We start from the raw sequence: 4,098 nt of genomic DNA on the forward strand, positions 1-4,098 counted from the left end.
CCCGCGCGGACGTCTCACTCCCCGGCGGCCGCCTGCCCGGAACCGCCGTCGTTCGGCAGCGCACCGCCGAAGCGCCGGTCCCGCCGGGCGTACTCCAGACAGGCCCGCCACAGGTCCCGGCGGTCGAAGTCCGGCCACAGCACGTCCTGGAAGACCATCTCGGCGTACGCGCTCTGCCAGATCAGGTAGTTGGAGGTGCGCTGCTCCCCGGACGGGCGGACGAAAAGGTCCACATCGGGCATGTCGGGGAAGTACAGGTACTTGGCGACGGTCTTCTCGGTGACCTTCGACGGGTCCAGCCGGCCCGCCCTGACGTCCGCGGCGATCGCGGCGGCGGCGTCGGCGATCTCGGCCCGGCCGCCGTAGTTGACGCAGAAGTAGAGCGTCATGGCGTCGTTGTCCTTGGTCTGCTCCTCCGCGACCTGGAGTTCCTGCACCACCGACTTCCACAGCTTGGGCATCCGGCCCGCCCAGCGGATACGGATGCCCAGGGCGTCCATCTCGTCGCGGCGGCGGCGGATGACGTCCCGGTTGAAGTTCATCAGGAAGCGCACCTCGTCGGGCGAGCGCTTCCAGTTCTCGGTCGAGAAGGCGTACAGGGAGAGGTTCTTCACGCCCATCTCCAGGCAGCCCTTGAGGACGTCCAGGACGACCCCCTCGCCGACCTTGTGCCCCTCGGTGCGCGGCAGGCCGCGCTGCTTCGCCCAGCGGCCGTTGCCGTCCATGACGACCGCCACGTGCCTGGGCACCAGATCGGCCGGGATCCTCGGCGGGCGCGCACCGCTGGGGTGCGGCTCCGGTGTCAGATACTCCCGGCGGGTACGGCCCAGAATGCCGCGTCGTGCCATGCGGTCCACGTCTCCTATTTCTCCACGTACCTCAGTGAACGCAGTCCGCGCTCCAGATGCCACTGCAGATAGGCGGCCACCAGCCCGCTGCCCTCCCTGGCGTGCCGCGCCTCGCAGGCGTCGGCCGTCTCCCAGTCGCCGGTCAGCAGCGCGCCGAGCAGCAGCAGCGCCTCGGACGACGGTACGACGCTGCCGGGCACCCGGCAGTCGGCGCACACGACACCGCCCGCCGAGACCGAGAAGAACCGGTTCGGCCCGGGCAGCCCGCACTTCGCGCAGTCGGCGAAGCTCGGGGCGTAGCCACCCACGGCGAGCGAGCGGAGCAGGAAGGCGTCGAGCACCAGCCGCGCCTCGTGCGCGCCGCTCGCCAGCGTACGCAGGCCGCCCACCAGCAGCAGATACTGCTGCACGGCGGGCTCGCCCTCGTGGTCGGTGAAGCGCTCGGCGGTCTCCAGCATCGCGGTCCCGGCCGTGTACCGGTCGTAGTCCGCGACGATCGAGGAACCGTACGGAGCGATCGTCTCGCTCTGGGTGCACAGCGGCAGGCCGCGCCCGACCAGCTCGCTGCCACGGGCGAAGAACTGCACGTCGACATGGGAGAACGGCTCCAGCCGCGCCCCGAACTTCGACTTGGTCCGCCGCACCCCGCGCGCCACGGCCCGAACCCGGCCGTGGCCGCGGGTGAGCAGGGTGATGATCCGGTCCGCCTCACCCAGCTTCTGGGTGCGCAGCACGATGCCGTCGTCGCGGAACAGACTCATGCGGGCCATTGTCCCGTACGCGCCGGGCGTGCGGGGGCCCGGCCCCGGGAGCGGTCAGGAGGGGGTTCGCGCGGCGGCGGCGAGCAGCCGCTCGACGTCCTCGTGCCGGATCATGAGGGCCGCGCCCACGGCGGCCAGTGCCTCCCGCTCGGCGGGGCGGTACGGCCCGTCGGCGAGGGCGATGCGGGCGCCCTGCACGAGGATGCCCTCCCGGCCGGCCGGGGCGAGGTGCGGCGCCAGCGGGTCGAGGGCCTCGTGCAGCTCTATCGTCAGCGCGGTGCCGCTGCCCTCCTGGAAGTCCTCGGCCCAGCCGGGGAGCCGCCCGGTGTCCGCGGCCAGCGCCTCGACGAGGGCCAGCAGCTGCGTCTCGGTGCAGTCGGTGAAACCGGCGGCGCGCACCGCGCAGACCGCTGTCTCCAGGGCGGGGCGGGCGTCGGCGCCGCCCGCCGCGAGGACCGCGAGGGCCACGGTGTGCACGGCGTCCCGGAGCATCGCGGAGAACCGGGTCGTGGTGGGGTGGTCGAGCGTCTCGGGCCCGAAGTGGCCGTGGCAGGACGAGCATTCGACGACGGGGCCCGCGGTGCCGCGCGACAGGACCGGGACGCCGAGGACGGTGAGCCTGCGGTGGCCGGTGCGGCGGCGGTAGTTGCGGTCACCGCCGCAGCCGGGGCAGAAGAACTCGCCGTCGCCGACCGTGTGCCACGTCGTGCACACTCCCCAACCGCGCATCCTCGCGCACCTCCGGCGATTCGGCCCAGAAACATTCCGGCACGGCCCGCCGCCGAGGAGTAACGCTGCGGCAACGGTGCCGTGTGGACGTGATGTTAGCCACAGTTGCGAGTCGGCGTCAGCACCTCGTACGGAAGACAGCCCGGCCGGGGGCCCGTCGGCGGCACCGGTCCGCGCTCCGCCGGCGTCCGCCGGGGCGGGGCGCCACGGCCCGGACTACCGCGGAAGCAACCGTTCCGCCGTGGGGTCCGGCGGCGGCCGGAGGGCGCCGCGGCCGGGCCCGGGCGGCCCGTCCTGGAGTGCGCGCGGCGGGTGCCCGGCTCGGCGGGGAGGTGCGGATTCCGGCCGCGGTGCGGCATCGGCACCCTGCCCCACCAGCACGAATGTCTCCGGCCGAACAGCATGTGAGAGCGGGGAACACGCTTTGTATCCCCTTCATCGCTCAGCGGGTCTAGTATCGGGGCACGTCGCCACTGGCATAGTCGGCGGTCGGGCCGGGATCGACCACCCGTCCCCTCCCCGCCGTGCCGTCGTCTGTCCGGAGCCGCCCGCATGGCCAGGCAATCCGTTGCGGAGGAACGCCCCCACATGACCCCAGGACGCCGGAGCAGGGACCCGCTCTCGCGGATACCTCGATCCCGGCGCCGGGCCCGCCGCTCGGCCGGTCTCCGCTCAACCGCCCCCCGGCACACCGGAGGAGGCACCCCGCGGCGGCGCCTCCCGCATCTCGTGATCCCTCCCTCCGGCCGTCCCCCGTCGGGGCGGAACCGCACCCCGGCCACGGCCCCGGGCGGGCGGAGGCGGTTAGTTGCCGCGTTATGCCTCCGGCTCACCACCGGGACCGCGTACGCCCCCTCCCCGGGCCACCGGCACCCCGCCGGGGCCGCCCACGACCGTTCACCCGGCCGGCTCACCACCGGCGCTCCGTACCACCGCTCACACCTCCGGCCCGGCGCCGGGACTCCGTACCACCGTTCACACCTCCGGCTCACCGGCGGGACTCCGTACCACCGTTCACCCGCCGGGACCTGCTACGGCCGTTCACCCGCCGGGACCTCCTACGGCTGTTCGCCCGCCCGGCACACCGGCGGGTTCCCGTGTGACCACCCGGGCCGCGGGCTCCCCGCCGGGGCCGGGCAGGACCGTCTTCCCGGCCACCGGTCCGCGGCCCGCCGCGCGTCCCATTCCCGCCCCCGCCCCCGACACCGCTCTGCCCCGGGCCGCGGCCCCTCCCCGCAGCGCGCGGTCGCCGGCCGGCGGGTGAACGGGGAGCGCCCATGAGGACGTTCACCCCGACCGCCGCCGTGCCCGCCTCCGGCCTCCCTCCGGGTACGGCGACCGAACCGCTCGCGCCCGCCGCCGTACGGCTCTTCGCCGTTCGGTCCGGTGACGTCCGGTCCTTCCCCGTCCGGTCCGGTGACGTCCGACCAGACCCCGCACAGCCCGGTGACGTCCGGCCGGTCCGCGTACGGCCCGGCGGCATACGGCCCGTTCCCGCACGGCCCGGCGAAGCCCGGCCCCTCCCCGTGCGGCCCGGCGCCGTACAGCCCGGCTGCCTCCGGTTCGGTGACGCACGCCCCGGTGACGTACCCCCGGGCCGCATACGACACGGTGACGTACGCCCCGTCGCCCCGGGCTCGTCCGGCCTCGGGTCGCGGCGGCCGCCGTCCTCTCCCGGCCGCCCGTGTCCCGGTCCTCCCCGCCGCCGCACCGGCCGCCCCGGACCCGCGGACCCTGTACGGACCTGCCCGTGCCGGGCC

Annotated in this window: 3 protein-coding genes; all 3 read right to left on the minus strand. The window is 74.8% G+C overall.

What is annotated here, in order from left to right; translation table 11 throughout:
- Positions 1–14: 14 nt before the first annotated feature.
- The 3 genes from GCU69_RS30925 to GCU69_RS30935 are packed head-to-tail and all read right to left on the minus strand — an operon-like array spanning position 15 to position 2,338.
- Complete coding sequence (locus GCU69_RS30925) at positions 15–848, minus strand: isoprenyl transferase (RefSeq protein WP_098751820.1); 834 nt, start codon at positions 846–848, stop codon at positions 15–17.
- A 14-nt stretch (positions 849–862) separates the two neighbouring features.
- Positions 863–1,609, minus strand: a complete 747-nt coding sequence (recO, locus tag GCU69_RS30930) for a DNA repair protein RecO (RefSeq protein ID WP_098751821.1) — start codon at positions 1,607–1,609, stop codon at positions 863–865.
- 54 nt (positions 1,610–1,663) lie between these two features.
- The gene (locus tag GCU69_RS30935; protein WP_098751819.1) at positions 1,664–2,338 is read right to left on the minus strand and encodes a TerB family tellurite resistance protein; all 675 of its coding nucleotides are present in this window, start codon (positions 2,336–2,338) and stop codon (positions 1,664–1,666) included.
- Positions 2,339–4,098 lie beyond the last annotated feature (1,760 nt).

Origin of the sequence: Streptomyces lycii (genome assembly GCF_009735685.1) — a bacterium.
In the GTDB taxonomy this organism is placed as follows: domain Bacteria; phylum Actinomycetota; class Actinomycetes; order Streptomycetales; family Streptomycetaceae; genus Streptomyces; species Streptomyces lycii.

What these genes read in the sequence shown, in the direction of transcription:
- GCU69_RS30925 (WP_098751820.1), bottom strand. Translation starts at nt 848, where the DNA reads ATGGCACGACGCGGCATTCTGGGCCGTACCCGCCGGGAGTATCTGACA.
- recO (WP_098751821.1), bottom strand. Translation starts at nt 1,609, where the DNA reads ATGAGTCTGTTCCGCGACGACGGCATCGTGCTGCGCACCCAGAAGCTG.
- GCU69_RS30935 (WP_098751819.1), bottom strand. Translation starts at nt 2,338, where the DNA reads ATGCGCGGTTGGGGAGTGTGCACGACGTGGCACACGGTCGGCGACGGC.